General features: G+C 58.4%; 28 protein-coding genes. 10 read left to right on the top strand and 18 right to left on the bottom strand.

All coding sequences use genetic code 11. The features are described 5' to 3' along the window. Nucleotides 1-66: 66 nt before the first annotated feature. The 6 genes from P3G59_RS08025 to P3G59_RS08050 all read right to left on the bottom strand — a co-directional run bounded on the left by P3G59_RS08025 (nucleotide 67) and on the right by P3G59_RS08050 (nucleotide 4,386). Nucleotides 67-1,407 (bottom strand): HAMP domain-containing sensor histidine kinase, encoded by a 1,341-nt coding sequence (locus tag P3G59_RS08025; RefSeq protein ID WP_277761143.1) that lies wholly within the window; start codon nucleotides 1,405-1,407, stop codon nucleotides 67-69. Nucleotides 1,408-1,576: 169 nt separating this feature from the next. Beyond that, the gene (locus P3G59_RS08030) at nucleotides 1,577-2,026 is read right to left on the bottom strand and encodes an LTXXQ domain protein (protein WP_242204379.1); all 450 of its coding nucleotides are present in this window, start codon (nucleotides 2,024-2,026) and stop codon (nucleotides 1,577-1,579) included. A gap of 217 nt (nucleotides 2,027-2,243) precedes the next feature. Then, nucleotides 2,244-2,921, bottom strand: coding sequence for a response regulator transcription factor (locus P3G59_RS08035; protein ID WP_277761144.1), 678 nt, complete (start codon nucleotides 2,919-2,921; stop codon nucleotides 2,244-2,246). A gap of 7 nt (nucleotides 2,922-2,928) precedes the next feature. Beyond that, on the bottom strand, nucleotides 2,929-3,339 hold the full coding sequence (locus P3G59_RS08040) for a translation initiation factor 2 (RefSeq protein WP_123452628.1): 411 nt from the start codon (nucleotides 3,337-3,339) through the stop codon (nucleotides 2,929-2,931). 149 nt (nucleotides 3,340-3,488) lie between these two features. Further along, nucleotides 3,489-3,788, bottom strand: coding sequence for a YciI family protein (locus tag P3G59_RS08045; RefSeq protein WP_201227487.1), 300 nt, complete (start codon nucleotides 3,786-3,788; stop codon nucleotides 3,489-3,491). A 1-nt stretch (nucleotide 3,789) separates the two neighbouring features. Then, entirely contained in the window at nucleotides 3,790-4,386 is a 597-nt protein-coding gene (locus P3G59_RS08050; protein WP_277761145.1) for a septation protein A, read from the bottom strand. Nucleotides 4,387-4,473: 87 nt separating this feature from the next. Between P3G59_RS08050 and P3G59_RS08055 the strand changes: the two genes are divergently transcribed. From P3G59_RS08055 to rluB, 6 genes are all read left to right on the top strand, one after another. Then, on the top strand, nucleotides 4,474-5,337 hold the full coding sequence (locus tag P3G59_RS08055; RefSeq protein WP_277761146.1) for a PHP domain-containing protein: 864 nt from the start codon (nucleotides 4,474-4,476) through the stop codon (nucleotides 5,335-5,337). 13 nt (nucleotides 5,338-5,350) lie between these two features. After that, entirely contained in the window at nucleotides 5,351-5,980 is a 630-nt protein-coding gene (locus tag P3G59_RS08060) for an L-threonylcarbamoyladenylate synthase (RefSeq protein WP_095114461.1), read from the top strand. A gap of 123 nt (nucleotides 5,981-6,103) precedes the next feature. Then, nucleotides 6,104-6,802, top strand: coding sequence for a ScpA family protein (locus P3G59_RS08065; RefSeq protein WP_172828192.1), 699 nt, complete (start codon nucleotides 6,104-6,106; stop codon nucleotides 6,800-6,802). A gap of 11 nt (nucleotides 6,803-6,813) precedes the next feature. Then, nucleotides 6,814-7,812, top strand: a complete 999-nt coding sequence (gene scpB, locus P3G59_RS08070; protein WP_277761147.1) for an SMC-Scp complex subunit ScpB — start codon at nucleotides 6,814-6,816, stop codon at nucleotides 7,810-7,812. A gap of 73 nt (nucleotides 7,813-7,885) precedes the next feature. After that, nucleotides 7,886-8,077, top strand: coding sequence for a DUF1289 domain-containing protein (locus P3G59_RS08075; protein WP_007919669.1), 192 nt, complete (start codon nucleotides 7,886-7,888; stop codon nucleotides 8,075-8,077). A gap of 154 nt (nucleotides 8,078-8,231) precedes the next feature. After that, the gene (gene rluB, locus P3G59_RS08080) at nucleotides 8,232-9,452 is read left to right on the top strand and encodes a 23S rRNA pseudouridine(2605) synthase RluB (protein ID WP_277761148.1); all 1,221 of its coding nucleotides are present in this window, start codon (nucleotides 8,232-8,234) and stop codon (nucleotides 9,450-9,452) included. Nucleotides 9,453-9,649: 197 nt separating this feature from the next. Here the strand turns inward: rluB and P3G59_RS08085 are convergent, their stop codons facing one another. Continuing rightward, a complete protein-coding gene (locus tag P3G59_RS08085) occupies nucleotides 9,650-10,615 on the bottom strand; it encodes a leucyl aminopeptidase (protein ID WP_277761149.1) in 966 nt (321 codons plus the stop codon). A gap of 70 nt (nucleotides 10,616-10,685) precedes the next feature. After that, nucleotides 10,686-10,823: a hypothetical protein gene (locus tag P3G59_RS08090; protein ID WP_003222780.1), complete on the bottom strand. Its 138-nt coding sequence runs from the start codon at nucleotides 10,821-10,823 to the stop codon at nucleotides 10,686-10,688. An 893-nt stretch (nucleotides 10,824-11,716) separates the two neighbouring features. Between P3G59_RS08090 and P3G59_RS08095 the strand changes: the two genes are divergently transcribed. Then, nucleotides 11,717-13,135 (top strand): amino acid permease, encoded by a 1,419-nt coding sequence (locus tag P3G59_RS08095; protein WP_277761150.1) that lies wholly within the window; start codon nucleotides 11,717-11,719, stop codon nucleotides 13,133-13,135. Nucleotides 13,136-13,204: 69 nt separating this feature from the next. Here P3G59_RS08095 and P3G59_RS08100 read toward each other — a convergent pair whose 3' ends face one another. Continuing rightward, complete coding sequence (locus tag P3G59_RS08100; protein WP_277761151.1) at nucleotides 13,205-14,554, bottom strand: serine hydroxymethyltransferase; 1,350 nt, start codon at nucleotides 14,552-14,554, stop codon at nucleotides 13,205-13,207. Between the two features lie 532 nt (nucleotides 14,555-15,086). Here P3G59_RS08100 and P3G59_RS08105 point away from each other — a divergent pair. Together P3G59_RS08105 and P3G59_RS08110 are read left to right on the top strand one after the other, a co-directional pair. Next, nucleotides 15,087-15,692, top strand: coding sequence for a helix-turn-helix transcriptional regulator (locus P3G59_RS08105; RefSeq protein ID WP_141127205.1), 606 nt, complete (start codon nucleotides 15,087-15,089; stop codon nucleotides 15,690-15,692). Continuing rightward, a complete protein-coding gene (locus P3G59_RS08110; RefSeq protein ID WP_277761152.1) occupies nucleotides 15,676-16,554 on the top strand; it encodes a queuosine precursor transporter in 879 nt (292 codons plus the stop codon). Before P3G59_RS08105 ends, P3G59_RS08110 begins: the two co-directional genes overlap by 17 nt. Before the next feature lie 55 nt (nucleotides 16,555-16,609). On the opposite strand, the gene queC is transcribed toward P3G59_RS08110, so the two are convergent. The 3 genes from queC to P3G59_RS08125 all read right to left on the bottom strand — a co-directional run bounded on the left by queC (nucleotide 16,610) and on the right by P3G59_RS08125 (nucleotide 18,309). Then, nucleotides 16,610-17,308 (bottom strand): 7-cyano-7-deazaguanine synthase QueC, encoded by a 699-nt coding sequence (gene queC / locus P3G59_RS08115; protein WP_277761153.1) that lies wholly within the window; start codon nucleotides 17,306-17,308, stop codon nucleotides 16,610-16,612. A gap of 242 nt (nucleotides 17,309-17,550) precedes the next feature. Further along, on the bottom strand, nucleotides 17,551-17,928 hold the full coding sequence (locus P3G59_RS08120; protein ID WP_347276971.1) for a hypothetical protein: 378 nt from the start codon (nucleotides 17,926-17,928) through the stop codon (nucleotides 17,551-17,553). Between the two features lie 117 nt (nucleotides 17,929-18,045). Further along, nucleotides 18,046-18,309, bottom strand: a complete 264-nt coding sequence (locus P3G59_RS08125) for a PAAR domain-containing protein (RefSeq protein ID WP_277761154.1) — start codon at nucleotides 18,307-18,309, stop codon at nucleotides 18,046-18,048. Between the two features lie 341 nt (nucleotides 18,310-18,650). On the opposite strand from P3G59_RS08125, the gene arfB reads away from it, so the two are divergent. Beyond that, nucleotides 18,651-19,064 carry an alternative ribosome rescue aminoacyl-tRNA hydrolase ArfB gene (gene arfB, locus P3G59_RS08130; RefSeq protein WP_277761155.1) on the top strand — a complete coding sequence of 138 codons (414 nt, stop codon included), beginning with the start codon at nucleotides 18,651-18,653 and terminating at the stop codon, nucleotides 19,062-19,064. On the opposite strand, the gene P3G59_RS08135 is transcribed toward arfB, so the two are convergent. The 6 genes from P3G59_RS08135 to phhA all read right to left on the bottom strand — a co-directional run bounded on the left by P3G59_RS08135 (nucleotide 19,061) and on the right by phhA (nucleotide 23,593). Continuing rightward, complete coding sequence (locus P3G59_RS08135; protein ID WP_277761156.1) at nucleotides 19,061-20,248, bottom strand: MFS transporter; 1,188 nt, start codon at nucleotides 20,246-20,248, stop codon at nucleotides 19,061-19,063. The genes arfB and P3G59_RS08135 overlap by 4 nt on opposite strands. 114 nt (nucleotides 20,249-20,362) lie before the next feature. Beyond that, nucleotides 20,363-20,581, bottom strand: a complete 219-nt coding sequence (locus P3G59_RS08140) for a hypothetical protein (RefSeq protein WP_277761157.1) — start codon at nucleotides 20,579-20,581, stop codon at nucleotides 20,363-20,365. A gap of 35 nt (nucleotides 20,582-20,616) precedes the next feature. Further along, entirely contained in the window at nucleotides 20,617-20,748 is a 132-nt protein-coding gene (locus tag P3G59_RS08145) for a hypothetical protein (RefSeq protein WP_263597615.1), read from the bottom strand. Between the two features lie 386 nt (nucleotides 20,749-21,134). Beyond that, nucleotides 21,135-22,328, bottom strand: coding sequence for an amino acid aminotransferase (locus tag P3G59_RS08150; RefSeq protein WP_277761158.1), 1,194 nt, complete (start codon nucleotides 22,326-22,328; stop codon nucleotides 21,135-21,137). Further along, nucleotides 22,328-22,684 carry a 4a-hydroxytetrahydrobiopterin dehydratase gene (locus P3G59_RS08155; RefSeq protein WP_003222798.1) on the bottom strand — a complete coding sequence of 119 codons (357 nt, stop codon included), beginning with the start codon at nucleotides 22,682-22,684 and terminating at the stop codon, nucleotides 22,328-22,330. Before P3G59_RS08155 ends, P3G59_RS08150 begins: the two co-directional genes overlap by 1 nt. A gap of 117 nt (nucleotides 22,685-22,801) precedes the next feature. Then, a complete protein-coding gene (gene phhA, locus P3G59_RS08160) occupies nucleotides 22,802-23,593 on the bottom strand; it encodes a phenylalanine 4-monooxygenase (protein WP_277761159.1) in 792 nt (263 codons plus the stop codon). Nucleotides 23,594-23,951: the final 358 nt, after the last annotated feature.

Below are 23,951 nucleotides of genomic sequence, written 5' to 3' on the forward strand. Positions count from 1 at the left end.
GTCTGACGCCAGACACCTCGGTCGGCTCCCTCTCCCTCCGGGAGAGGGCTGGGGTGAGGGCGGCTCTTAGGGTTGCACCACCGCTCCGGGTACAAGCGGCAACTCAAGGCTGGCAATAAACCCGCCCTGCGGATGATTGGCCAGCGTCAAACTCCCGCCATGCCGTTCCGCCGCCCGCCGCGCAATCGCCAGCCCCAAGCCATGTCCCGCCGCCGTCTGCCCCGGCGCCCGGTAAAACGGCTCGCCCAACTGACTCAAATGTTCGGCCTGCACCCCCGGCCCATGGTCGCGCACGCTGACGATGATTTTTTCACCCTGACGTGATGCCTGCATTTCAATCGTCTGACCTTCTGGATTGAAGCGCTGGGCGTTGCGCAGCAGGTTATCGACGGCGCGCTCGATCATGGTCGGCCAGCCCTTCAGATTCAGCTGCGGCTCGGCATCGAGGCGCACAATCTGCTCGGGTGATCCAAGTTTCGCATCCTTCTGCAACGTGCCGAGCAAGGCATTCAAATCCACCTCTTCAGCACTGGCGTTGTCGGCATCGACCCGCGCCAGCACCAGAATTTCACTGATCAACGCTTCCAGTCGATCGCACTCGCGCGTCAGCCGTGGCCAGAGTTTCTCGCGTTCTTCAGGGTTGGCGCGTTCGGCCAGCGCCAAGGCGATACGCAGCCGCGCCAGCGGTGAGCGCAATTCGTGGGAAACGTCGCGCAGCAACTGACGCTGGCTGCCGATCAGGCTTTGCAGGCGCGCGCCCATACGGTTGAAATCGGTGGCCAGTACGCCGAACTCATCGCGACGGTTGGCCAGTTTCGCCAGGCTATTTTGCTGATAAGTCGTCTGCCCCAGATCATGCACCGCGCCGCGCAACCGGCTGAGCGGGCGGGTGATGGAAAAGGTCACCAGCAGACTGAACAGGGTCAGCACCACCAACGCGATGCCCAGCGCACTCAAGGGCCAGAGCAGGCTTTCGCGGTGCCAGGCGTCGAGTTCCGGGTGCGGGATGCGGTAGATGAACAGGTAGGTGTCGCCGGTTTTTTCGCTGGTGAATTCGTCGGTGAGGCGGCGCCATGGCAGGCGTCGGTCATCGTTGTTCTGGCGTGCTTCGAAGGCGGCGGCGCGACGCGGGAAGGTGCCGCGGACCACCGGGTCGCCGCTTTCGTTGAGCACTTGAACGTCGATGTGATATTGGCGTTTGCGTTGCTCGAGGATGTCCTGAGCCGCTTCTTCGCCCTGGGCTTCGTAGGTTTGCGTCCATTCGCCGGCGAGGGTGTTGAGGCCCGGATGACGGCTGAGGATCCACGCGTCCTGATTGAGCATGTGCCCGAGCAGAATCGACAGCCCGGCCACCAGAGCGATGGCCAGCCAGAAACTCGCGAGAATACGCCAGAACAGTGAACGCACAGAAAATCCTCAATCAAACACAAATCCCCCTGTAGGAGCTGCGGCACGCTGCAATCTTTTGATCTTGTTGTTAAAACCAAAATCAAAAGATTGCAGCGTGCCGCAGCTCCTACAGGCACAAATGCAAACAGGCCCATCGGGTTCAACCGATGGGCCATGGGTCAGAACATTATTGCGCCTTTTGCGCCTGTTGCGCTTTCCAAGCCTTGAACTCGGCCCATTCGGCGCGACGCTCGGCCTGTTTCTTCTGGATCTCGTCGAATTTCTTCTGTTGATCCGGTTTCAGCACCGCACGAACATCGGTCTCGGCTTTCTTGTGGTTGGCGGCCATCTCGTCCTTCATGGCTTTCTGGTCAGCCGGCGAGAGTTTTTCCAGGTACTTGTCGACCACTTGCTTACGCTCGTGCATCTGCTCGCCCATGATCTTGCGAATCTGCTCGCGCTGTTCGCGGGACAGGTCGAGTTGGCTGTACGGGCCTTTGCCGTGCATGCCGTGCATCTGACCGCCGTGGCGAGCGCCGTCCATCGGGCCACCCATCGGGCCGCCATCTTGCGGCATGGCCATGGCGACGGTTGGCAGAGCGGCAGCGAACATCAGAGCGATAAGGGTCTTGCGCATGGTGTATCTCCTTGTCTCGTTCCCGGTACGTTCCGGATGAGTTCAGATTACGGAGATCAAGGTCAGCGGCGGTCAGCACTGCGTAAAGCTTGAGTAAAGACGCTTTGTTGTAAGCCTTACACATCTCCCGTGTAGGAGCTGCCGAAGGCTGCGATCTTTTGATCTTCAAAAGCAAAGATCGCAGCCTTCGGCAGCTCCTACAGGGAGCGAGGTGTCTTCAGAGGCTATAGAAGTAACCACGGCTGCGCAGGGCGACGATACGCGGGCGGCCATCAGGGTGCGGGCCGATCTTTCTGCGCAGGTTGCTGACGTGCATGTCGAGGCTGCGGTCGTACAGAGTCAGCTTGCGGCCGAGGGCGATCTGCGCCAGTTCCTGTTTGTCCAGCGGCTCGCCCGGCTGTTTGAGCAGGGCTTCGAGCAGACGGCTTTCGGAAACGGTCAGGGTCAGTTCTTTCTCGTCGATGCTGACCACGCCGCGCACCGGACTGAAACTCAGATCGCCCAGCTCAAGCTGAGTCGACACCGCTGCCGGATGGCTGCGGCGCAACACCGCGCGCAGGCGGGCGGTCAGTTCGCGCGGGTCGCACGGTTTGGCCAGGTAATCGTCGGCGCCCAGTTCCAGGCCGAGGATACGATCCAGCGGCTCGCCACGGGCCGAGAGCATCAGCACCGGCAGATCAGCGTGATCGTTGCGCAATTGCTTGAGCAGTTCCAGACCGCTACCGTCGGGCAGCATCACGTCCAGCACCACCGCCGCCGGGGCGGTTTCGGCCAGCGCTTTACGCGCGCTCTGGCCATCGTGGCAGGCGCGCACCTGAAAGCCTTCCTGGCTCAGCCAACTACTCAGGAGTTCGCATAACTCCTGGTCATCATCAATCAGTAACAGCTCGCTCATGACTCACTCAATTTAGCCATTGCCGACGTTTTCGGCTTGCTCCACTGGCAAAGATACCGCAGAGCAGCGCCAATAGCGCTACTCCGGCACCCGTGACGAACCACTGCTGTTGATCGGTCAGCAGACGCGGCAGCGGACTGGCCTGGGCTTCCTTGAGTTGCAGCTTGAGGCGCTGGTTCTCTTGGCGCAACCGGGTGAGCTGGGCGCTTTCGCGGGTATTGTCGGCATTTTGCAGTTGTTTGCTCAGTTCTTCCCGCTGCTGCTCGCTGGCTTTGAGGCGCTGCTGCAACTCGGTGATCTGGCTGCCGGCGCTTAACGACAATGGCGTGGAGCTGCCGCCTTCGGTGGTTTCCTCACCATGGGCGGGCGCCATGATCGACAACGTGACCAACATCAGACACAACGGACCCTTGCGCATCGCGACACCTGCTTCCAAATGGATATTGGGCAGGTTGTCGGCAGGCAAACGAGAATAATGAGCGATTGAGAGCAGCAAGAACCAGGAAGGTTCATTGCCAGAGGCAATGTCGCAAGCGGTGAGGGGATAAATCCCCTCACGCAGGACTTTTAAGGCAGGACTTGCTTGAACGGCTTGACGACAACATTGGCATACACGCCAGCGGCAATGTACGGATCGGCGTCAGCCCAGGCTTGCGCGGCGCTCAGCGAGTCGAACTCGGCGACGATCAGGCTGCCAGTGAAACCCGCTGCGCCCGGATCATTGCTGTCGACGGCGGGGTGCGGGCCAGCCAGTACAATGCGGCCTTCGCCCTTGAGCGCTTGCAGGCGTTCCAGATGCGCGGGGCGCGCGGCCAGGCGCGCTTGCAGCGAGTTGGCGACGTCGGTGGCAATGATTGCGTAGAGCATGTCAGTCCTCGGTTTTTGGTGTTGTGGTATCGGCGTCGTGCAAGTGACGCGACAGGTAAATGCCCTGTGCGACCAGGAACAATACGGTCATGGCCAGGCTGCCGAACACCTTGAAGTCGACCCAGATGCTCTGGAAGGTGAAGGCAACGAACAGGTTGGCGGCCCCGCAGAACAGGAAAAAGCCGATCCAGGCGATGTTCAGACGGGTCCAGACCGGGTCCGGCAGGGTCAGCGCGTGGCCCATGATGCGTTTGATCAGCAGACGGTCACCGATGAAGTGACTGCCGATGAAAGCCACTGCGAACAGCCAGTTGACCACCGGGGCTTTCCATTTCAGGAAGGTCTCGCTGTGGAAGGCCAGTGTGAGGCTACCGAACACCAGACAGGCGATCAGCGTCAGCCATTGGCTCTTTTCCAGCTTGCGCTGTTTGATGAACAACGCGCCGTAGACCACCAGCGAACTGATGATCAGCATCGCCGTGGCGCTGTAAATACCGCCTACAGTCACTTCATGGCCAGCGATGTCGACGACCCGTGGATCAAGTTTGTAAACGATGAAGAACAGCAGAAGCGGGATGAAATCGATGAATTGTTTCACAGTGAGAGCCAGAAGCTGGATGTGGCGGCATAATAACAAACATATGGGCGCGCGATAGCGCCAGCTGATTTGAGGTTACAACTCCCCGTGAATGTTGATTTGCACTGCCATAGCACGGCCTCCGATGGCGCCCTGGCGCCTGCGGTTCTGGTTGCGCGTGCGTTCGAGAACGGCGTGCGAGTCCTGGCGTTGACCGACCACGACACCCTCGAAGGCCTCGCCGAAGCGCGCGCGGCCGCCAACGAATTGGGCATGCAACTGGTCAACGGCGTCGAATTGTCCTGTACCTGGGGCGGCGCAACCATTCATGTGTTGGGCTATGGTTTCGACGTCAACGCCGCGCCGTTGGTCGAGGCGATTGCCAAATTGCACGATGGCCGCTGGCTGCGGTCGGAAGAAATAAGCCGCAAGCTCGCCCTCAAGGGCATGCCCGGTGCCCTCGATGGCGCCCGGCAGATCCAGCAGGAGCTGGGCGACAGCGGCAACGCCCCGGCCCGTCCGCATTTCGCCGACTGGATGGTGCGTGAAGGTTTTGTAAAGGATCGCGCCGAAGCCTTCCGCAAATGGCTCGGCGCCGGCAAGCTCGGTGACGTCAAATTGCACTGGCCGACGCTGGAAGACACCGTCGCCACGCTGCGCGCCGCCAATGCCTGGGTCAGCCTGGCGCATCCGTGGCACTACGATTTCACCCGCAGCAAGCGCCGAAAGCTGATTGCCGACTATATTCAAGCAGGCGGGCATGCAATCGAGGTGGTCAATGGCCATCAGCCTGCGGAACAGGTGGGCAGCCTGGCAATCCTTGCCCGTGAGTTCGGTCTGCTGGTCAGCGCCGGCAGTGACTTCCATGGCCCTGGCGGCTGGTCCGAGATCGGCCAGTACCGGCCGGTTCCCGAGGACCTTCCACCCCTGTGGGGTCGGTTCAAACATGACACAGATATTGCCGCCGTCTGAACAGGTAGAGAATGTGAGTCAATTTTTCCAGATACATCCGGAAAACCCACAAGCGCGCCTGATAAAACAGGCGGTCGAAATCATCCGCAAGGGCGGGGTGGTGGTTTATCCCACGGACTCTTCCTACGCCATCGGCTGCCAGATCGGCGACAAGACAGCGATTGAGCGCGTGCGCCGCCTGCGTCAGCTCGATGAAAAGCATAACTTCGCGTTGATCTGCAGTGACCTGTCGCAACTGGGCAACTACGCCAAGATCGACACCGGCACTTTCCGCATTCTCAAGGCGCATCTGCCGGGGCCTTACACCTTTATTCTCAACGCCACCCGCGAAGTGCCGCGTCTGCTGCTGCATCCGAAGAAGCGCACCATCGGCCTGCGCGTGCCGAGCCATCCGATCGCGCTGGCGCTGTTGGCCGAACTCGGCGAGCCGCTGATGAGTGTGACCCTGATCATGCCCGGCGATGAAGACCCGCTGAGCGATCCGTACGAAATGCGGCAATTGCTCGAACATCAGGTGGACCTGATCATTGATGGCGGTTTTGGCGGCATCAAAGCTTCCACCGTGATCGATTTGACCGGCGACGACCCGGAAGTCGTCCGCGTCGGTTGCGGCGATCCAACGCCGTTCATGGTCGAGGCCTGAATGTCCGCAGTGGAAACCGTGGTCGATCCTCAGGCCGGCGCTCAGCAGGAGCTGCCGTTTGCCATGGTCTATGGCCAGGCGGTCATGGAAATGCCGCTGGACCTGTACATCCCGCCGGATGCGCTGGAAGTCTTCCTTGAAGCGTTTGAAGGCCCGCTCGACCTGCTGCTGTACCTGATCCGCAAACAGAACATCAACATTCTCGACATCCCGGTGGCGGAAATCACCCGTCAGTACATGGGCTATGTCGAGTTGATGCAGTCGGTGCGCCTGGAACTGGCGGCCGAGTATCTGGTAATGGCCGCGATGCTCGCCGAGATCAAGTCGCGCATGCTGCTGCCACGGGCCGAAACCGTCGAAGACGAAGAAGACGACCCGCGCGCCGAACTGATCCGCCGCTTGCAGGAATACGAACGCTTCAAGGCTGCCGCCGAAGGCATCGACGGCTTGAGCCGGGTCGGCCGCGATGTCATCGTGCCCAAGCTCGACGCCCCGGAAGCCCGCGCGCGCAAGCTGTTGCCGGATGTCGCGCTGGAAGAGATTTTGATGTGCATGGCCGAAGTGCTGCGCCGTGGCGACATGTTTGAAAGCCACCAGGTCAGCCGCGAGGCATTGTCCACCCGTGAGCGCATGAGCGATGTGCTGGAACGGCTCAAGGGCGGCGGTTTTGTGCCGTTCGTCGAGCTGTTCACTGCCGAAGAGGGCAGGCTGGGTGTGGTGGTGACCTTTATGGCGATCCTTGAACTGGTCAAGGAATCCTTGGTCGAGCTGGTGCAGAATGAGCCGTTCGCCGCGATCCACGTGCGAGCCCGAGCCGAATAACGAGTCGATACATGAACCTGACTGAACCCCGCGAGCTGGCGCCCCTGCTTGAAGCCTTTCTGTTGGCCTCGGGAAAGCCGCAATCCCTTGAACGCCTTTTCGAACTGTTCGAAGAAGGTGAACGTCCCGAGCCTGCGGTTTTCAAGAAAGCACTGACACTGCTGGGTAAATCCTGCGAAGGCCGTGCCTTCGAGCTCAAGGAAGTTTCGTCCGGCTATCGCTTGCAGATCCGCGAAAAGTTTTCGCCATGGGTCGGCCGCCTCTGGGAAGAACGCCCGCAGCGCTATTCCCGTGCCTTGCTGGAAACCATCGCGCTGATCGCCTACCGCCAGCCGATCACCCGTGGCGAGATCGAAGACGTGCGCGGTGTGGCAGTGAACAGCAATATCGTCAAAACCTTGCTGGAACGAGAGTGGATCCGCGTCGTCGGCTACCGCGACGTGCCGGGCAAACCGGCGATGTTTGCCACCACCAAGGGGTTTCTCGATCACTTCAACCTGAAGAACCTCGAAGATCTGCCGCCGCTGGCCGAACTGCGCGAGATGGAAACCGACCCGGTACTCGATTTCGACGACGCGCCAGTGCCGCAGAGCTTGCAGGAACTGGCCGACGCCAGCGCCGAGCCCGAGGAAGAGAAGGAAGAAACCAGCTTCCACACCTTGCTGTTGGAGCTGGACAGCATGGAAGAGGGGATCAAGACCGATTTCGACGACTTGCTGCGGGATGCGGCGGATGGTGAACCACCGACGGTTGAAGCCGAGATCGAGGTTCAAGAGGTCGAGGTTGAGCGTGAAATCGCCGAACCGGTCATTGAAGTTGAACTCGAAGCGGAGCCGGAAGCCGAACCGGAAGAAGACATTCTTGGTGTCGCCGAAGCTCGCGAGAAGCTTTTGGCTGCCGTTGCTGCCCTCGAACAACCTGCGCCCGAACCCGAGCTAAGCGAAGAAGAAGCCGAAGCCCGCGCATTGGCCGAAGCCATCGAAGCCGAACGCCGCGAGTTCGAAGACTGATCCGACCTCAAAACCAGCGCTATTCCCTGTAGGCGAAGGCCTACAAGGGATTTGTGTTTTTCCGGAGACCTCGATGAGTTCCACCAAAGACCCCTGCATCAGCCTCTGCAAATTCACTGACGACATCTGCCTCGGCTGCGGTCGCAGCAAGCGCGAAATCAAAGCCTGGAAGAAACTCGACAAGGACGACAAGCGCACCGTGCTGGCCGAAGCCGCGCTGCGCCTGATCAAACTCGGTGGCGCCGGTCGGCGGAAAAAGAAATAACTGTCGATCGATCAGCTAGTCTCTGATGCGCGACGGCGCACATCCGCGTATGATTCGCGACCCTTCGCCGATCCCTTCGGCCGAGAACCCAGATTTCAATGCTTCAGGCGTCCAATTCAGTGCGCCTGAACAGACCACACCGGGAGGTGCCCAGATGAGTGACATCAATCAGAAAGACGACCAGGAAATCGGCCCAGCAGGCGAAAAGCTGCAGAAAGTCCTCGCCCGTATCGGCGTCGGCTCGCGCCGTGACGTGGAGTCGTGGATCAGCCAGGGCCGGATCAAGGTCAATGGCAAAGACGCCACCCTCGGTCTGCGCGTCGACATGCACGACGCCATCACCATTGATGGCAAGGTGATCAAGCGCGAAGAGGCGGCCGAATCGGTCCGCCGCGTGATCATGTACAACAAGCCCGATGGCGAGATCTGCACCCGTGACGACCCGGAAGGCCGTCCGACCGTGTTCGACAAGCTGCCGCGTCCGAAAGAAGGCCGCTGGATCAACATCGGTCGTCTCGACATCAACACCACCGGTTTGCTGATGTTCACCACCGACGGTGAACTGGCCAACCGCCTGATGCACCCGTCCTACGAGATGGACCGTGAGTACGCCGTGCGTGTACGCGGTGAAGTCGACGACGAAATGATCGAGCGTCTGAAGGCTGGCGTGGTGCTGGAAGACGGCCCGGCCAAGTTCACCGACATCAAGCAGGCGCCCGGTGGCGAAGGCTTCAACCACTGGTACCACTGCGTGGTGATGGAAGGTCGTAACCGTGAGGTTCGTCGTCTGTGGGAATCGCAAGGTCTGGTGGTCAGCCGCCTGAAGCGCGTGCGTTTCGGTCCGGTGTTCCTCAACTCCGACCTGCCGATGGGTCGCTGGCGCGAAATGAGCCAGTACGAAGTCGACATTCTCAGTGCTGAAGTCGGCCTGACGCCGGTGGCGATGCCGCAACTGAACGCCAAGAGCAAAGACAAGCTTGAGCGTATGCAGCGTAAATCGTCGCGTCCGATGGGCAAGACCGAGCGCGTACGCACCCTGCGTCCAGCCGCTGGCGCACCGACCGGTCCGCGCCCAAGCCGTGAGCCGCAGATCGAAGGTGAGCGTCCAGGTCGCAAGCCGGTTGCCCGTGACGGCGAGCGCGCTCCGCGTCCGGCCAATGGTCGCACTGAGCGTGGCGAGCGTGGCGCGCCTGCCGGTCGTGGTACGCCAGTGGCAGATCGCCCGGCGGACACCACCAACAAGCGCCCGGCCAAGTCTGCGCCGAAGCGTCCGGGGATCAAGCTGGTTGATGGCGACAAGCCGTCGGGCAAGCGTCGTGGTGCACCGGCGGGTTCCGGTCAGCGTCCGGGGTTTGGTCGCAAGAAGCCTGAATAAGGCAGCTGTGAGCTTCTAGCGGCAAGCTTCAAGCCAAAGCAAAAACGCCAACCGCAGGGTTGGCGTTTTTTTTCGTCTGACAGAAGTTATATAGCGACTGATTGGGCCTCTTCGCGAGCAGGCTCGCTCCCACATTGGAATTGCGTGGAACATAAATCCCCTGTGGGAGCGAGCCTGCTCGCGAAGGCGTCAGCCGCCTAAAAGACAAAGCGCCCGTCAAACACCGGCTTGTCATCCAACGCCAACACTCCACCCGAAAAGATCAGATCGAGGTGATGACTGCCTTTTGCGCCACCGCCCAACCCAAGGTGCAAGCCACAATGCCGCTCTTCAAATCCGGCATTACGCGCATACAAGTCCTTCACGCCTTCATTGGTGCCAATCCCCAACTCTTCAATCCGCCGGTTCGACGGATTGGCGTCCAGGTACTTGTTGAAATCATGCTCCAGCCCCGGCACGTCGGTGGCGATGCGACTGATGGTCGAGTTCTCGATCCACAGTTCCAGCGGCGATTCCAGCACGCCGTATTTGCGCGCAAACGGGATGGTACTGAGGAACGTGCCCTTGAATTTCACATGGCCGTTGATGGCCTCGCTGTGCGTGGCGATTTCGCCGGGGGCCAGGTCGAAGTTGCCGACACCGTTGATGTCGGTCCACTTCTTGATGCTGCTCAGCGGCGTTTCAAACCATGAGCCGTCATCGTCCTTGAAACTCAGCGTGGTCGCCTGGGACATGCGCTGGATCAAATGGCTGTTCAGGCCAGCAATGCGCTGCGGGCTGACGCTGAAGGTGTCGTAGAAATAATCGCCGTAATCCTTGAACAGCAGCGACTTCTTCCAGTTTTCCGCCATCACGCCCTGCAGTGCGCGGACGAACTCCGGGCCGTCGGGGCGCGGGTTGGGCAGGGTGGAAGAGTCGTAGAAGAAAATGTACAGATCGCTGTCGGTGATTGCCGAGGTCAGCGCTGCGGTGCTTTCCAGGTCCAGGCGTCGAGCGCTGAAGTGGAAGCGAGGATGATCGCCGGCCTGTTCGGCGATGGCGCCGGTCAGCGCTTCATAATCAGCCGTGTGGCCGAGCAATACCTTTGCCGAGTCGAGGCCGGCAAGGGCAGGGTGATGTTCGAGGTAGTAAAGGAAATGCGAGATCGCGCGGGGCTTATCCATGAATCCTCCCTGACTGACCGTGAAGAAAGCGGCAGGCACGACCGGCCGGATCGTGCCTGCCCGGGATGTCTTACAGAGGCCACATCGCCGTGCCGAACGGAACTACCGCGTCGGCTTGCATCATTTCCACTGCTGCCTCATGGGTCGGTGCCTCAAACCATTCGTCCAGTTGCAGTTCGGTATCCAAGTCTTTTTCCAGTGCTTGCATGGTCGATCTCCTAGATGACTTTCACGGTTGTGACTGGCCGGTCGAGGTGGCCGGCAAGACGTGAAGAACCTAGTTCAGGGTTTTTTGTAATGCAAAAAATTATTCATTTAATTTTTAAATAGACTTTTTATTCTGTTTTTCAGCGGCAGTTTTCTTATTTGAAAACAGAAAACTAAACAGCGCGTTTCATTAGCAAGCTAGCTACCGTCAATTTGCAGACGTCTGACAGAAAATTCTGAATTGGAAACTCTGCGTTACGCAGCGTAAAGAAATATTTACAAAAAAGCCGATAAAGCCGAGTGAAACCAACCTTCGGCGAAGGCTGTAAGGAAAACCTGCCGAAGCCTGCCCCGCCGTGGGCTGCGCAAGGCTCTGGCGCGCTTGTTTCAGCCGCGTTTGCAGGGTGATATGCGCCCCATGCCTGTCGTGCAGGTGCATAACAAGAAGGAGGCGCAATGAACGCCGTGACTGATCTCCACCTCTCTCCGTGGGACGGTTTTTTCCTCGTCCACGTCGATGGCCTGCAAAGGCCTGACTCAATTTTTGCAGCCGCCCGAGCGTCTCGAGGCGGACACGCGCAATCCCGGCAACCGACACGCTGATCCAGCGGGGTCTGGCAGCAGGGGGTTAGCGGTGTACAATGCGCCGCGTTTTAACTGTGACCCTCTGCGTAATCGCGCAAATCTCAAGGCTGTCCGCCTTGTTCACTCCGTGGCGCCACAAGCGTTTCGGGTTCGATTTCGTCACAGATAAAAACAAACAGGTGACGCATGACCGTTGTAAATAAGCTGAACTCCTGGTGCCTGCGCTGGGGTTTGATCGGGGCTGCTTGAAATCGCAACCTTGCAGCAACGTCTACTGAACATCATCAAACCTTGCGTGAGACCTTTTTCATGAGTGGACAACCCTCGCAATCAGGCGAGCTGAAACGCGGCCTGAAAAATCGCCACATTCAACTGATCGCCCTCGGTGGCGCGATCGGTACCGGATTGTTCCTCGGCTCGGCCGGGGTACTGAAATCCGCTGGCCCGTCGATGATCCTCGGCTACGCCATCTGCGGCTTCATCGCCTTCATGATCATGCGCCAGCTCGGCGAGATGATCGTCGAAGAGCCGGTGGCCGGTTCCTTCAGCCATTTCGCGCACAAGTACTGGGGCGGCTTTGCCGGTTTCCTGTCGGGCTGGAACTGCTGGATTCTGTACATTCTGGTGGGCATGTCGGAGCTGACCGCAGTCGGCAAATACATCCACTACTGGGCGCCGGACATCCCGACCTGGGTGTCTGCCGCGGCTTTCTTCGTGCTGATCAACGCGATCAACCTGGCCAACGTCAAAGTCTTCGGTGAGGCGGAATTCTGGTTCGCGATCATCAAGGTCGTGGCGATCGTCGGCATGATTGCGCTCGGCAGCTACCTGCTGGTCAGCGGCCACGGCGGCCCGCAAGCCTCGGTGAGCAACCTGTGGTCGCACGGTGGTTTCTTCCCGAATGGCGTGAGCGGTCTGGTGATGGCCATGGCGATCATCATGTTCTCCTTCGGCGGTCTGGAAATGCTCGGTTTCACCGCGGCTGAAGCCGACAAGCCGAAGACCGTGATCCCGAAAGCGATCAACCAGGTGATCTACCGGATCCTGATTTTCTACATCGGTGCGCTGGTGATTCTGCTGTCGCTGACCCCATGGGACAGCCTGCTGGAAACCCTCAACGCATCTGGCGATTCGTACAGCGGCAGCCCGTTCGTGCAAGTGTTCTCGATGCTCGGCAGCAACACCGCCGCGCACATCCTCAACTTTGTGGTCCTGACCGCGGCGTTGTCGGTGTACAACAGCGGCACTTACTGCAACAGCCGCATGCTGCTGGGCATGGCCGAGCAGGGTGATGCGCCGAAAGGTCTGGCGAAAATCGACAAGCGTGGCGTGCCGGTGCGTTCGATTCTGGCTTCCGCTGCGGTGACGCTGGTCGCTGTGTTGCTCAACTACCTGATGCCGCAACACGCGCTGGAACTGCTGATGTCCCTCGTCGTGGCGACGCTGGTGATCAACTGGGCGATGATCAGCTTCTCGCACTTCAAGTTCCGCCAGCACATGAACAAGACGCAGCAGACGCCGCTGTTCAAGGCCCTGTGGTACCCGTACGGCAACTACATCTGCCTGGCGTTCGTCGCGTTCATCCTTGGCGTGATGCTGCTGATCCCGGGCATTCAGATCTCGGTGTATGCGATTCCGGTGTGGGTCGTATTCATGTGGGTCTGCTACCTGATCAAGAACAAGCGCGGTGCGCAGCAGGCCGTGCACGCGGCAGGTGCTGCCAAGTAAGCGCTGACGCAGAAACACAAAACCCGGCCTGATAGTGCCGGGTTTTTTATGGCTGCAAATGTTGGGACGCTATTGATAGTCGGCGAGAGGATAGTCTCTGCACAGGGTTTCGACCTCTGAGCGAAACTGCGCAAGGAGCAGGGGTTCCAGGGTGTAATCCTGTTCGCCGAGCGGCGCCACCGTATTGAGAATCCGCACGATCAAATCGACGATCTGGCGGCTGCCGTGGACATCGACCCGGCGTTGCGCCAGAGCGCCCGTGCCGATACGCAGTCCGCTGGTGACAAGTGCCGAGCGGGGATCGTCGGGTACGCGATATTTGCTGACGATGATCCCGCAATGCCCCAGCGCCGCCTCCGCGATGGCACCGGTAATGCCGCCACGCAAGCGAACCAGCACCGTATGGTTTTCACTGCAGCCGCCGACCACCTCATAATCCTTGGCCTGAAACGCATTGGCCATTTCATCCGCCGTACTGCGGAGCTGCGCCATGCAGGCATCGAATGCTGCGGACATTGCGTAACCCAGCGCGGCAGCCTTCGCTGCGATCATATTGGCGGCGGGCGCACCCTGCATTCGCGGATAAACGGCTTGCTCAAGCAGGCGGCTGAAGGTGGTCCGCAAACCGGGAATCTTGGTATTCGCATCAGCACCGCTGAGGATCAGGCCGCCGCGAGGACCGGCCAGTTGCTTGTGCGTGCAAGTGACGGTGACGTGGGCGGCATCGATCGGACTTGGGTGGCGCCCGGTGGCGACCAGCCCGGCGATATGCGAAATATCGGCGAGCAGGATAGCGCCGGCTTCATCGGCAATTGCGCGAAAGCGCTTGAAGTCCACCACGCGCGAATAGGCGGTAGCGCCGCAGAGGATGACGCGTGGGCGATGGGCGAGTGCGAGCAGCCGTACCTTGTCGTAATCGATGAGGCCGTCTGCTGTCGTGCCGTACTGGATCGCCTTGTAGTAGGCGCCCGAAAACGCAGCGAGGCTGCCGTGCGTGAGGTGACCACCGTGTTCCACCGCCATACCCAGCAAGGTGTCGCCAGGCTCAAGCAACGCTGTGAGCACCTGGTAAACGGCGTTCGACGCTGAATGTGGCTGCACGTTGGCATATTGCGCGCCGAACAGTTCCCGCGCCCGGCGGATGGCCAGCGATTCGACCCGTTCGACGTTCTCGCACCCCGTGCTGTGGCGCTTGCCGGGCATGCCTTCGGCTGTCACGTTGACCAGCACTGAAGCGGATGCCACCAAGGTTCGTGGTTGCGCGGCGCAGGACGATGAGATCAACGAAAGCGTGTGCTGTTGACGGGTGACTTCAGCGTCGAGAATCGCCGCCAGTTCGGCATCTTCTGCACGGAGATCCGCCAGGCCACGACGCAACACGTCAGCCTGGTTCTTGAGCGGTTCAGTAATGACTGCCATTGCTTGATTCCTTCCCTGGTTTTGCGTGATTTGCACATGTCCTTGCTTGCCAGATCTGTACAGGCGAATCCGTGTTTTGACCGCTGTGCGCGCAAAACTAAACCCTGTACAGGCCCCCCGTTTTTTCGTCCCTTCACTCTCGAGAAGGGGACGCCGGATTGACGCATCATAAATTTTTCAGTGGGGAACGCCACAGAATTAATCAAAAAAATGAACATTCTTCAAAAAAAATGATTCTTTTTGCAGTCGCTGCGGGTGTAAAACAGCCACTGTCCGGTGCCGATTTTCAAGCGCCGAGTGCAAGGCATCAGGAACTAACGCGTCAGTGCAGAGGCTGAAATGATCCTGCAAGAGGGCGGAAGGCAGCTGTGAAGGCTGACTTTTTATACCGGACCCAAGGAGGGAGAGTGCTATGATCTTGCGCGGCACTGACAGGGATACAACTGCAATTTCCTACCTCACTTGTGCATGTCCGGAATGATCATTCAGGGCGTGACAATGATTGCAGTTAACAATGGACGATAAGCATGTGATGCACAGAAGAGAAAGATCGGAGAATCTGAAGAACAATATCAAGTACCTGATCAAGAGTCGCGGGGAGACGCAGCTGTCCTTGTGCAACTCCAGTGGTTTGACCCGAACGACCATCTATAACATTCTTGAAGGCAAGGTGGTCAATGTCCAACAGTCTACTGTCCGCAAGATTTCTGATTTCTTCGGCGTATCTTACGAAGAAATAGAGACGATTGATTTTGAAGAAAAAGAAATAATCGAGAGCAGTATTTCGCCTCAGGGAAACATGAATCCGGCAGCCGTTCCGGTGATTAAAGAAAGTATGCTGCTGCAAAGTCTGGATAAAAGAATTGGTGAGTTGGCCACGATTTATCCACTGACTTATTATTTTGGCGCTTCCTTTAACCTGATTGGCGTGCTGCTGGAAAACGAAATCAGCGGCATGAATGAACCCGGCGATCTATTGATCGTGCAGAAAGGAGCATCGACCAGCGACAGGGAAAAGCTGGTGTATGACAAAATCACAGCGAAGTTATCTATAAGCCATGAAGGCAGCTTTGATACGGATCGAGTATGCGTGATCGGAGATGTAATCGAGGAACGATTTAATGGATTGCAGTGTTGAAATGGAAAACAGCAAGTACAAATTGCTGGGGTTCGAAAATGGAAAAAGCCTGGCCGTCATCATGGTCATCGCGACAGGCAAAATAATTAAAATAAAGCTGAGTGAAGTGTTGAATAGTGAGATTATGGACAATCTGAATAAAATCGAAGTGAAAAACCTCTACAAGAAGTTTTACTCCCAGGGCGGAGCGCTCACCGCTTACGAAATAAATGACCGGCATGAGAGTTCCTGGATGATCTACATCATCCTGAACCTGATGCTGTTCACGCTTTACATTTTCACCAGCATTGCTGCGACAAAACCGATCTATCTGGAGTATTTCGATATTGTCGTAACGCCGGGTACTTTTCTCTATCCGCTGACGTTTCTGATCGTCGACTTGCTCAACGAAACCTTCGGCCTGAGACTCGCGCGAAAAGCGATCCTGTTCGCGTTCATCAGCAATGCCGCGATTATCATTCTGCTGGCCATCACTACCCATCTTCCGGGGTTGCCGGGTTGGAAACTCGATGGGGCTTACAATGACGTTATCAGTCAGTTGTCCGCGGTCCTTGTAGCGTCTTCTGTATCGTTTCTGGTTTCCGAGAATATAAACTCGTACCTGTTGTGCAAGATTAAAGAACTCACAAACTCCAGGTTCTTGTTTTTGCGGGTGTTTTTAAGCACATTGTTTGCCGTGATCATCGACAGTTTTCTGTTCTGCTACATCGCCTTTTACGGGACGATGGAAAACAGCGCGATACTGGGCATGATCTACGTTCAGATCGCAATCAAGGTAGGCTTTGCCTTCTTCAATATCTTGCCGGCCTACGGGGCACGGTCTTTGTTCAAGAAATACCTGACGGGTGCGCAGACGCAATAAAGAGAGGAGGGCGCTCACTCGGCATGCTTGAGTGAGCGCTTTTTTTGTTGCGGTTTTACTTTAAGCCAAGTTTCTCTTTCAAGCTTTGAGTTACCTGCACTTTATTGTTCAGGAACTCATTCAAGCCTTTGGCACGAAGATTACAGGCATCGCAATCGGAACATCCAGTGCCTTTGATGCCGTTATAACAAGTCAGGGTTTCTTCACGAACCAGCTCCAGTTGATGGTGGTAATCCGCCAAGGCCCAGGTCTCTGCCTTGTTCAGCCACATCAATGGCGTATCCAGTTGCAGCTTATAATCCATGCCTAATTCAAGGGCTTTATTCAAGGCCTTGACGAATTCATCCCGGCAATCGGGATAGCCCGAGAAGTCGGTTTCACAGACCCCGGTAATGACCGTTTTGGCCTGGACTTGATAAGCATAGATAGAGGCCAGCGTCAGAAACAGAATGTTCCGCCCCGGAACGAAGGTGCTTGGCAGGCTCTCGCCAGAGCTGTTCACGGTCGGCACCGGAATGTTATCGCGGGTCAGGCTGCTGATGGCCAGCTCATTGAGCAAGGACACATCCAGCGTTTTATGCACGGTGACGCCGAGCTTTTTCGACAGCTGCTGCGCCACTTCAATTTCCGCATGATGACGCTGACCATAGTCGAACGTGATGCAGTGGACTTCATCGTAATGAGTCAGGGCGTGGATCAAACACGTGGTGGAGTCCTGCCCGCCGCTGAATACGATAACTGCTTTATTGGTCATGGTTATGCTTCCTGCATTGAGGTCTTAAAGGCAAGGGGTGGGGATGATACTCGAAATAGGGCTGGAACTCGGTGCAGAGTCCAGATGCGCTCGTGCGTCCGCGAGCGGCTATCTTGAGGTGTAGTAAGGCTTTATTCACTCAGAGACCGACTGATTTCAACCCGCGACGAAGGCCTTCATCGGCGCCTTTGCACCAGGCTTCAACGCCTTGGGGAGCAGTCTCCACGCCTGGATCAACGAATTCACCACGCGCTTTCCTGACGCATCAGAAACAGCGTCGGGCGCAGGGGCATGCGCGCTGCGGCCATTGCCGGCGGCAACGGCAAAATGCCGATCAGGTTGATGCCAAGGCTGGCCCACGCGAGCAAGTCGCGTTGCTTGGCGTTCGACAAGGTGACGATGTCACCCAGCGCATCGACCAGAGCCATGATGTTGCCCACCACCGGCAAGGCGCCGGCGACGTTCTTGATCCGGTCGAGGGTGACCACGCCGTCAGTGGCCGATTGCAGCCAGGCATCGAAGGTTGCCGCACTGCTGGCGACGTCCTGAATGTCGATGGCATTGAGTGGAACGATGGCAACTTGGGGCTCACGTTTTGCGACAGCAGTTTCAGTGGTCATTACGGCATCTCACCCGGCAACAAGGCCCGGGCTTTGAGGGCAAAAGTTGAAGACCTCAACGAGCGGGCAAGAAAAAGCCGCCTCTCAGAGGTACGCATCAAAGTGAAAAAAACGGGATTAGCTGACGACAGCGCCTTTCGGGCCACTGGCGATCAGCGCGGCGCCGCAGGCGGTTTTCATGCCGTCCAGTGCGATGGGTGTGCCATCGACGGTGTAGGTGCTGCTGCCCTCGGCAATCGGGAAAACCCCTTTGCACAGCGGGCAGCTGGCCTTGTGACCAACCCCGGCAATCGGCTTGCCGTTGAGGTCGGTGCGGGAGAAAGCTTCGAGGACCTTGCCACCGTGAGTGGTGGAGTCTCCCAAGCGAATTGCGTCTTTCATTGCGTCATTCCTTTGACCGAGGGTTGCTGGCTCAGCGAGCGCCCCTGAATTTCCTGTCTGCGTTCAGCGGGCGTTAGTGCCGATTTGATATCAAAATCCGTGCCAGCCACTATATGGCCATTACGCAGCAGGGGTTTGCGCCGGATGCCTGCGGGATAAATCGCTTTTTACTGTGGAAACAGCCGCAAAGTGCGCAAGAAGTTGCGCACTTGGGCGGTTAATCGATTTCTGACAAGTCGATGTATTTCATCGCGAACAGGCGAAGGCCTACTGTGGATCTTCAGCAGGTTCGAGGCCTGTTTCGGGGTATCCTGCGCGTTCTGATTACGGACGCTTTTTCAATGCTGGTGATTTCCAACAACGTGCATCTGCCGGATGCCGAGATCGAACTGACTGCCATCCGCGCTCAAGGCGCCGGTGGGCAGAACGTCAACAAGGTCTCCAGCGCCGTGCACCTGCGCTTCGACATTCCGGCCTCGTCGTTGCCCGAGTTCTACAAGGAGCGGCTGCTGGCGCTGCGCGACAGTCGCATCACCAGCGACGGCGTGTTGATCCTCAAGGCCCAGCAATATCGCACGCGGGAAGCCAACCGCGCCGATGCGCTGGAGCGCCTGGTCGAGCTGATCCTCAGCGCCACCAAAGTCGAAAAGAAACGCCGCCCGACCAAGCCGACCCTCGGCTCGAAGAAGCGCCGGCTCGAATCGAAAACCAAGCGCGGCAGCATCAAGGCCGGGCGCGGCAAAGTGGATTTCTAGTCTTCGCGGTACTTGGCGGTGTGCTTGTACAGATACACGCTCAAGGCCAATCCGCTCAGCGCGGCGAGGGCGGCGAACAGGAAGATCGAAGCAAAACCAAAGCCTGCCGCAATCGCCCCGGCCAAAGGCCCGGTGATCCCCAGCGACAAATCAATGAACAGCGAATAAGCACCGACTGCTGCGCCACGGCTTGAAGCAGGCACCAGGTTTACCGCTTCCACCCCCAGCGCCGGGAACACCAGCGAGAAACCAAACCCGCTCAGCGCCGCACCGGCCAGCGCCCAATGTGCGTCTGGTGCGAGCCACAACAGCAGCAGGCCCAGGGTTTCCACCGACAGGCAGGCAATCGCCACGCGAAAGCCGCCGAGGCGGTTGATCAGGTTGCCGAACAGCAGTCGCGCGCCGATGAAGCTGGCGCCGAACAGGCTCAGGCACAACACGGCGTTGTCCCAATGCCGGGTCGCGTAATACAGGGTGATGAAGGTGGCGATGGTGCCGAAGCCGATCGAGCCCAGCGCCAGACCGCAACCGTGGGGAAACACTTTGCCGAGCACATGCATGAACGGCAGGCGTTCGCCGACGACAATCGGCGCCGGCGTTTTTGGCCAGGCGAGCAACAGGCCCAGGGCGGCGAGCAGGATGATGCTGACGCCCATGCTCCACAGACCCAGCTGGCCGACCAGCCACACGCCGAACGGTGCGCCGACCGCGAGTGCGCCATAACTGGCGATGCCGTTCCAGGAAATCACCTTGGCGGTGTTTGCTGCGCCGACCCGGCCGATGCCCCAGCCGATCGAGCCGGAGCCGACGAGGCTTTCCGCGCTGCCCAGCACCAGACGGCCGATCAACAGACTGATCAAGCTGAACATCGGCAGGTTCGGTGTCCACGCCGAAATCAGCATGAACACACCGCTCAAACCACACCCGGCGAGGCCAATCATCACGGCGCGCTTGCTGCCCTGGTTGTCGATGATCTTGCCGGCGTACGGGCGGCTGAGTAGGGTCGCGAGGTATTGCACGCTGATCACCAGGCCGGCGATCACCGCGCCAAAGCCCAGGTCACTGTGGACATAGCCCGGCAACACCGCGAGCGGAATGCCGATGTTCAGGTAACCGATAAAGGTGAAAAGGACGATGGAAACGACTTGCAGCGTGACCGCCAGGGGGCGCTGGGGTTCTGGCATAGAGGGCGACATGGGTAACGGTCCACGGGAACGGCAGATTAGATAGGCTGCTTATGATACCGGCGCGCGCGGATCTGGGGCGGGAAAAGTAAAACTATTTGCTCGGCGGCGGATTCAAGGTTTGTCCGGGGCAACCAATCGTGTGGTGACCAGGGCGGCGAGGGCGTTTTCTTCGCTGCCGAAACGGGCGAGCAGGGCGGCGCGTTTTTCCGGGGAGAGGCGGTTCCAGATCTCGATCATCTTCTCGGTGGCGCCGATCAGTACGGCAGCTTGGCTTTCAGAGAATTCGTCGGTCATGGCGGGCTCGGGGTTCAGGCAGTGTGGAAAGCGCATGTTAGCGCTTTCCACACGGTCTGTACGACGGGGTCTTACTCTTCGTTGTCGGCCGGGCGGCTCTCAACGGCTTCTTTCGGCTCGGCCTGTTGGGCACCGGCTTGTTGCGTGGTCGTCTGCTCAGGTACGTGCAGGCTTGGGAAGGGGAGATTAGGAATCTCGTGCATGGTTGCGCTCCTCGCTAAGTCTGTTGATAGATCTGGTAGATCCGCGCTTTTAGAAAGCCTGCGAAGGATACAGCAGGAAAAATGACAATCAGACTTTTAATTCAAATTAATGCGACAGATGGCCGCAGGGGAGGCCCAGACGAGAGATTGATCATTCCCATGCTCTGCGTGGGAATGCCTCTATAGACGCTCTACGTCCGCTGTTGGGACGCAGAGCGTCCCGAGCTGCATTCCCACGCGGAGCGTGGGAACGATCAAACCTGAGGTCAGCGCAAAACAAATGTAGGAGCTGCCGAAGGCTGCGATCTTTTGATTTTGCTTGTAAAAAACAAGATCAAAAGATCGCAGCCTTCGGCAGCTCCTACAGGGGTATTGCGGTGTTTTGACTATTTGCAGACGTTGGCGATGGCGTCGGCCAGCAGCGCGAGGCGGGTGGCGTCGATGCCGGCGACGTTCGCCCGGCCCGAGCTGACCATGTACACGCTGTGATGCTCGCGCAGTTGCTTCACTTGCTCCGGCGACAGGCCGGTGTAAGAGAACATCCCGCGTTGCACGCCAATGTGCGCAAAACGCTCGCGCAGGCCGTGTGGCTCCAGCGCTTCGACCAGGCCGCTGCGCAACTGCGCAATACGCAGACGCATGGCTTCCACTTCATCGGCCCAACGGGCTTTCAGCTCGGGATCGGCGAGGATGGTCGCGACCACGGCCGCGCCGTGATCCGGCGGCGTCGACCACAGGTTGCGGGCGATGTTGGCCAATTGGCTGCGGATGTCGATGAGCTTGTCGGCGGTTTTTGCGCAGACGATCAGCGCACCGGTGCGATCGCGGTACAAGCCAAAGTTCTTCGAGCAGGAACTGGTGATCAGCAACTCAGGCACTTGCGCCGCGAACAGCCGGGTCGACCACGCATCCTGCTCAAGACCGTCGCCAAAACCCTGGTAGGCAAAGTCGATCAGCGGCAGCAGATTGCGTCTGCGCACCACGTCGAGCACGCGCTGCCAGTCGTCATGATTCAAGTCGAAACCGGTCGGGTTGTGGCAGCACGCGTGCAGCAGCACCACATCACCGTGCGGCACTTCGTTGAGCACGGCGAGCATGGCGTCGACGTCGAGACGGTTGTCACCGCCCACGTAGGGGTAGTGGCTGACCTTGACCCCGGCCGCCGCGAAAATGGTTTCGTGGATCGGCCAGGTCGGGTTGCTCAACCACACGCCTTTGCCCGGCAGGCACTGAGCGATGAAGTCAGCGGCCAGACGCAGGGCACCAGTACCGCCCGGGGTCTGGGTGGCGCCGGCACGTTGTTCGGCGATCAGCTTCGAATCGGCGCCGAGCACCAACTCATTGATGACTTTGCCGAACAGCGGATTGCCGTGACCACCGATGTAGGTCTTGGTGTCCTGGCTTTCGACCAGCCGCGCTTCGGCGATTTTCACCGCTTCCGGGACCGGCGTCAGGCCTTGGGCGTCTTTGTAGACGCCAACGCCCAAGTCGAATTTGCGCGGGTTGGTGTCCTGCGCATACGCCTCCATCAAGCCGAGGATCGGGTCGCCGGGTACCCGGCCGATGGCGTCGAAGTGCATTACTTGCGTCCTTCTGCAGTCTTGGCCACTTCGTCAGTGCGCGCGGCCATGATGAAGTCGTTGCGGTGCAGGCCTTTGATCGAGTGGCTCCACCAGGTCACGGTGACTTTGCCCCACTCGGTCAGCAGGCCCGGGTGGTGACCTTCGGCCTCAGAGATCTCGCCGACAGCGTTGGTGAAGGCCAGTGCGTGTTTGAAGTTCTTGAACAGGAAGACCTTCTCCAGCTGCATGATGCTGTCGCGCACTTCGATGTTCCAGTCAGGGATCTGCTTGATCAGGATCGGCAGTTCTTCGTCGCTGACTTGTGGCGCATCGGCGCGGCAGGCTTCGCAGTGGGCTTGGTTCAAAGTGGACATGGTGTATTCCTGAAATCGAGTGTGTTTTTTTTATTAAAGCGTTTGAGCCGGCAATGCCGTCACGCTAAATCAAAGTGGCGGCGACTGACAGGCTCAATTGTCAGTAAAAGTCGCGGTTCACGCGGCTTTGGGTTTCGGCGGAAATTTCGGCGCGTGCAGACCCAACTGCATGCCTTGGCGAACCATGGCCATGATGTCTTCATGGGCCACGTCGAACAGACGCTTGAGGTTCGGCAAGACAAAGTACAGCGGTTGCAGGATGTCGATGCGGTACGGCGTGCGCATGGCTTCGAGCGGGTCGAATGCCTGATGCTCGGGTTCGTCCGACAGCGAGTAAACGGTTTCTTTTGGCGAAGACAGGATACCGCCGCCGTAGATGCGTTTGCCTTGCGGGGTCTCGACCAGGCCGAACTCGATGGTCATCCAGTACAGGCGCGCCAGATACACGCGTTCTTCTTTGCTCGCTTGCAGTCCGAGTTTGCCGTAGGTGTGGGTGAATTCGGCGAAGTACGGATTGGTCAGCAATGGGCAGTGACCAAAGATCTCGTGGAAAATATCCGGTTCTTGCAGGTAGTCCAGCTCTTCGCGGGTGCGGATAAAAGTTGCGACTGGAAACTGCTTGCTCGCGAGCAATTCAAAAAAGGTCTGGAAGGGAATCAGTGCCGGCACACGGGCGACCTGCCAACCGGTGGTCTCGCCGAGCACCTTATTGATCTCGCCCAGTTGCGGAATGCGGTCGTGGGGCAGACCGAGTTTTTCGATACCGTCCAGGTACTCCTGGCACGCACGACCCTCGATCACTTTCAGCTGGCGAGTGATCAGCGTGTTCCACACCGCGTGTTCTTCGGCGGGGTAGTCGATAAAACCTTGCGCATCGGGCTCGCGGGCCACGTATAGCGTCTGCTTCATACTGCTCTCCTGCTAGGGGAATTCGTTCTTGTTATGTCCAGCGATGGACTCAGAATTACCTGAGAGCGTGTTGATGTGCAGCAGGTTGAAGGGCCTGCGCGTAGGAAATTTCTCTTTAATTCGTAAACTTATCGTTACGGTTTCGCGGATATCTCGCGTTTGCGGTGATTCACGGGTTTGAAAAGGCCTGCGGCTGTCACATAATCTTGACAACTATCTGCGTGCCTCGACAGAAAAGTCCGGCGCCGTTCCCTTGTGGGAGTGAGCCTGCTCGCGATAACGGTGTATCAGTCAGCATCAATATTAATTGACCCACCGCTATCGCGAGCAGGCTCACTCCTACAGGTATTACTGTCTT

The organism is Pseudomonas sp. A34-9 (genome assembly GCF_029543085.1).
Lineage (GTDB): Bacteria > Pseudomonadota > Gammaproteobacteria > Pseudomonadales > Pseudomonadaceae > Aquipseudomonas.